Origin of the sequence: Faecalicatena contorta (assembly GCF_021531995.1) — a bacterium.
Classification (GTDB): domain Bacteria; phylum Bacillota; class Clostridia; order Lachnospirales; family Lachnospiraceae; genus Dorea_A; species Dorea_A contorta_A.
Genome location: NZ_JAFBIZ010000166.1, coordinates 1 through 3,987, shown reverse-complemented (window position 1 = coordinate 3,987; position 3,987 = coordinate 1). Strand labels below are relative to the sequence as shown.

Genomic DNA, 3,987 nt, shown 5'->3' with positions numbered 1-3,987 from the left:
CCCGATTTGATTCATGATATCATCATACAATGTACAGATAGCACCGTGTTGTCTTATAGCATTAGAGAGTATGAACAATTCTGATTTCATGACACAATCTCTGTCTGAATCTATAAACTCATTTGAGTTAGGAAAAGCATTTTGCAGAAAATCAGACATAGGTGTGAGTTCAGCCGGAAAGACACGAGGAGTGTTTTTTCTTGCATCTGAGAAGATGGTATTTAGATCTTTTCCCCAGGTCTTCAGATGTTCATTTCGAATCAGAACCGTTGCCATTCTATTATCCTTACAGTCCAAAAGTACATAGAAGACAATTGCCAGATCCAAATATGGAATATGCGGTATGTCTTTTAGCAGGGATTGATTTGCCTTGAAATTGACTAATTTGTAGAGAATCTTTTCCTGAAGTTTTTCATAATCGAGCAGCATTTCTGTGTCCGTAAAGGAAACATCTGCAGCCTGGTGATACAGCTCAACAATATCTTCTGCAATCTGAGAAAGAGATTTTCCGGTCAGGTAGAATTCATACCATTCGTCCAGATACAAAACAGGGCTTATATTGGATGTATCATTGGAAAATTCAATTCCATGCTTCAGGGTGTTATTGTTCTTAGTCGTTGTGATAGGATTCAGGCTGATATGGGAATCAAGCCTGCTTTCCAGTTCTTTGAGTAATGTTTCTTGAAATTCGTTGTAATTCATAAAAATCTCCCTTCTGGTAAATTATTGGGCAATCATTTTTGTGAATAATTCGTTTGTCCTTCCCTCCTTCCTGCGTTTAGGCAAAAAAAGAGAATGGACACAAATGCGTTCATTCTCTAACATGCTGCAGATTCCTGCAAAATAAAAAAGCCAGAAGGCTCTGCATTGTGATGGCAGAGTAATCCTCCTGACTTATATACAAACCTAAACTGCGTGTGAATATCCATTACGGATGACACAAATAATGATTACAATATTATTTTAACACTATATATAGAAGATGTCAAATAATCAAAAACTATATATTGTGTATACAGGACTTTTATTATATCAATGATAGTAGAAAATATCAGATGATGTGTAGATTCCATATTTTCACTCTTGTAAAAAGAACACCAGTTCGATATAATAATCTAAAAGGAGGCGAACATAAGTTTGAATAAAGTGATTTTTCATATTGATGTGAATTCAGCCTTCCTTTCCTGGGAGGCTGTTTACCGCCTCTACCATTTAGGCGGAAAAGTAGATCTGCGGGATGAAGTAGCAGCTGTCGGTGGAGATATGGCCATGAGGCATGGAATTATCCTGGCGAAATCAATCCCGGCAAAGAAATATAATATCAAAACCGGCGAGAGTATTGTGGAGGCACTTCAAAAGTGTCCGCAGCTTAAATTGGTTCCTCCGAATTATAGTTTGTATGAAAGATGTTCCGCTGCTTTTATGGAGATCCTTCGGCAGTACTCTCCGGGTGTTGAGCAATATAGCGTGGATGAGGCATTTGTTGATATGACCGGTACCGAAAGTTTATGGGGAGAACCGGTCACTGCAGCAAATCGGATTCGTAATCAGATTCGAGAGGAACTTGGATTTACGGTAAATGTCGGGGTATCGGAAAATAAACTGCTGGCGAAAATGGCAAGTGATTTTCAAAAGCCTGACCGGGTCCATACCTTATGGAGACATGAGATTGAAATGAAAATGTGGCCACTTCCGGTAACGGACTTGTTCTTCGTTGGGCGGGCTACTGCAAAGAAATTGTTTCATATGGGAATCCATACGATTGGTGAGTTGGCGCAGTCTGATCCGATTATGCTGAAAAGTCATTTGAAAAAGCATGGGGAGGTGATCTGGGCATTTGCGAACGGGATGGATGTTTCTGTGGTTCAGTCAGAAGCTCCGGCAAATAAAGGATATGGGAACAGTACAACGATAGCTTTTGATGTTACAGACGCATCTACAGCAAAGCTGGTTCTCCTTGCTTTGGCAGAGACAGTTGGAACCAGATTGCGGGCGGCAGGCGTCCGTGCAGAGGTAATCGCCGTCGGAATCAAAACATTTGATCTTCAGTATGCAAGCCATCAGATGACCTTGAATAATGCGACCAATATAACGATAGAAATTCATCGTTGTGCATGTCAGCTTTTCGATTCTCTTTGGAATGGGAAAGCGATCCGGCATCTGGGCATTCATACCAGCAGGATTAAGGATCATATGGATATGCGGCAGCTTGATATGTTTGATACAACGGATTATGAAAAGCTGGAGCATATGGATGCAACTGTAGATAAGATTCGGATGCGTTATGGCAGGGATTCCTTAAAACGGGCAGTCTTTGTAGGAAGCAGGATCGATCACATGTCAGGTGGTATCAGTCGGGAAAAACGTACAGTAGATTATAAGAAAGTAAAGGTAGAATAGGAGGTGTCCTTTGATGGGATTTGCAATCGGTATGGAAGAGGAAAAACTTCAGGAGCAAGCAATTCGGGGAGTGCCACATAAGGTTGCGGCAGACTGCTGGTTTACCAGCACCGGTAAAATGATCCCCAGAATGATAAAATATGAGGATACTGAGGGAGCCAGGCATTTACTGAAAGATATTGAAGTGCTAAAATCTGATAAGAAGCATTATGCTGGTATTCTGATGTATCGATATGACTGCAGAGCAGTTGTGAATAATCGGATGCAGAACTTTATCCTGTGTTATCATCCGGACAATAATACGTGGGATATGATATTCCCGGAATAGAAAGAAGGTACAAAAGATGAATCCATTTTTAGATTGCCCTGTGTATGAAACAGAGCATTTTATTATAAGAAAACTGAAGCGAGAAGATGCAGAGGCGTTGTTTTCCTGCTATTCGGATCCGGATGCAGCAAGATTTTTCAATGGAGATTGCTGTGAGGATGATTTTTATTATACAGATTTGGAAAAATTCAAAGGATGTGTAGAATTCTGGCTGGAGCGGTATGAAGTACAGGACTTTGTACGCTGGAGCATTTTTGAAAAGGCAACTGATTATCTGATTGGAACAATAGAAATCTGTCCTTCTTTAAAATATGCAGCAGATGGAAAACGTATGGGGATTTTGAGAATTGATTTAAAATCTGAGTACGAAAGACAGGAAGTGTTAAATGAACTTATAGATATCCTGATTGAATATGCGTACGATGATTTCCAGATTGCGTCGTTGCTCATGAAAATTCAAAAGGATGCAGTAGAAAGGCAGAAGTTGATTAAAACATATCAGTTTGTTACAGCGAAAGATGAGTGTAATATTTCTTTTGAGGATTATTATATCAGGTACAAATAAAAAGAGCCGTCCGGATGGGCGGCTATTTTTAAACAAGTGTATTAAGCGAATTAAATATTTGAGTTTTTAAGAAAAAAAGCAATTAGTAGTTTGGTGGATTTTTTTGTATTAACATACTCAAACCACTCAATTTTTGCATGATATATCTCGTCCTGAGAATCAGAGCTAATATTAATAGAATCTCCGTTTTCTAATTTGGTATAAAGTGGAAGAGCTTCTGAGCTGTTGTTGATAAAAGCGCCTTTTGCACAATAACCAATATCTGGATGTAAATAAAAAGCAAAATCTAAAGCAGTGGAGCCGCGCTCAATATAATGTGGTGTGTTGCTCCTATCATAGACTACTATTTGTTTATCGACACCAGAAAACATTTGTTCATGACGAAAATGAATGTTTGCAGATGCTCCAAATCCGTAAGTGTTTTTTAGATAAACGGTTTTAGTTTTCAGAAACAATCGATATCTACAATAGAAGTAGTCCTCTAGCAGTAGATATGTATCGCTTTTATCCGAAACGCTTTGATAATCTATTATTCGTATTTTTAGCGGGTGTAGTATGTTTTTGTAAAATTCAACAAAAGAATCCATTGCTAAAGAATTATCGGTATCATTAAATACTAATGTTATATCAAATAGCGGAATACTATATTTATTTAAATATTCATTTGGATTATCTGACATATCAGGATTAAATC

General features: G+C 38.4%; 5 protein-coding genes. 3 read left to right on the top strand and 2 right to left on the bottom strand.

Annotated features, from left to right (window positions below; all coding sequences use genetic code 11):
• On the bottom strand, positions 1 to 702 hold a 702-nt coding region (locus tag JQM82_RS14575), incomplete at its 3' end, for a DUF5688 family protein (RefSeq protein WP_235251125.1).
• 429 nt (positions 703 to 1,131) lie between these two features.
• Here JQM82_RS14575 and JQM82_RS14570 point away from each other — a divergent pair.
• The 3 genes from JQM82_RS14570 to JQM82_RS14560 are packed head-to-tail and all read left to right on the top strand — an operon-like array spanning position 1,132 to position 3,293.
• Positions 1,132 to 2,400 carry a DNA polymerase Y family protein gene (locus JQM82_RS14570; protein WP_235251126.1) on the top strand — a complete coding sequence of 423 codons (1,269 nt, stop codon included), beginning with the start codon at positions 1,132 to 1,134 and terminating at the stop codon, positions 2,398 to 2,400.
• 13 nt (positions 2,401 to 2,413) lie between these two features.
• Positions 2,414 to 2,728 carry a hypothetical protein gene (locus tag JQM82_RS14565; RefSeq protein WP_235251124.1) on the top strand — a complete coding sequence of 105 codons (315 nt, stop codon included), beginning with the start codon at positions 2,414 to 2,416 and terminating at the stop codon, positions 2,726 to 2,728.
• Positions 2,729 to 2,744: 16 nt separating this feature from the next.
• A complete protein-coding gene (locus tag JQM82_RS14560) occupies positions 2,745 to 3,293 on the top strand; it encodes a GNAT family N-acetyltransferase (protein ID WP_235251122.1) in 549 nt (182 codons plus the stop codon).
• A 50-nt stretch (positions 3,294 to 3,343) separates the two neighbouring features.
• Here the strand turns inward: JQM82_RS14560 and JQM82_RS14555 are convergent.
• A partial coding sequence (locus tag JQM82_RS14555; protein ID WP_235251120.1) for a TGS domain-containing protein occupies positions 3,344 to 3,987 on the bottom strand: 644 nt, incomplete at its 5' end.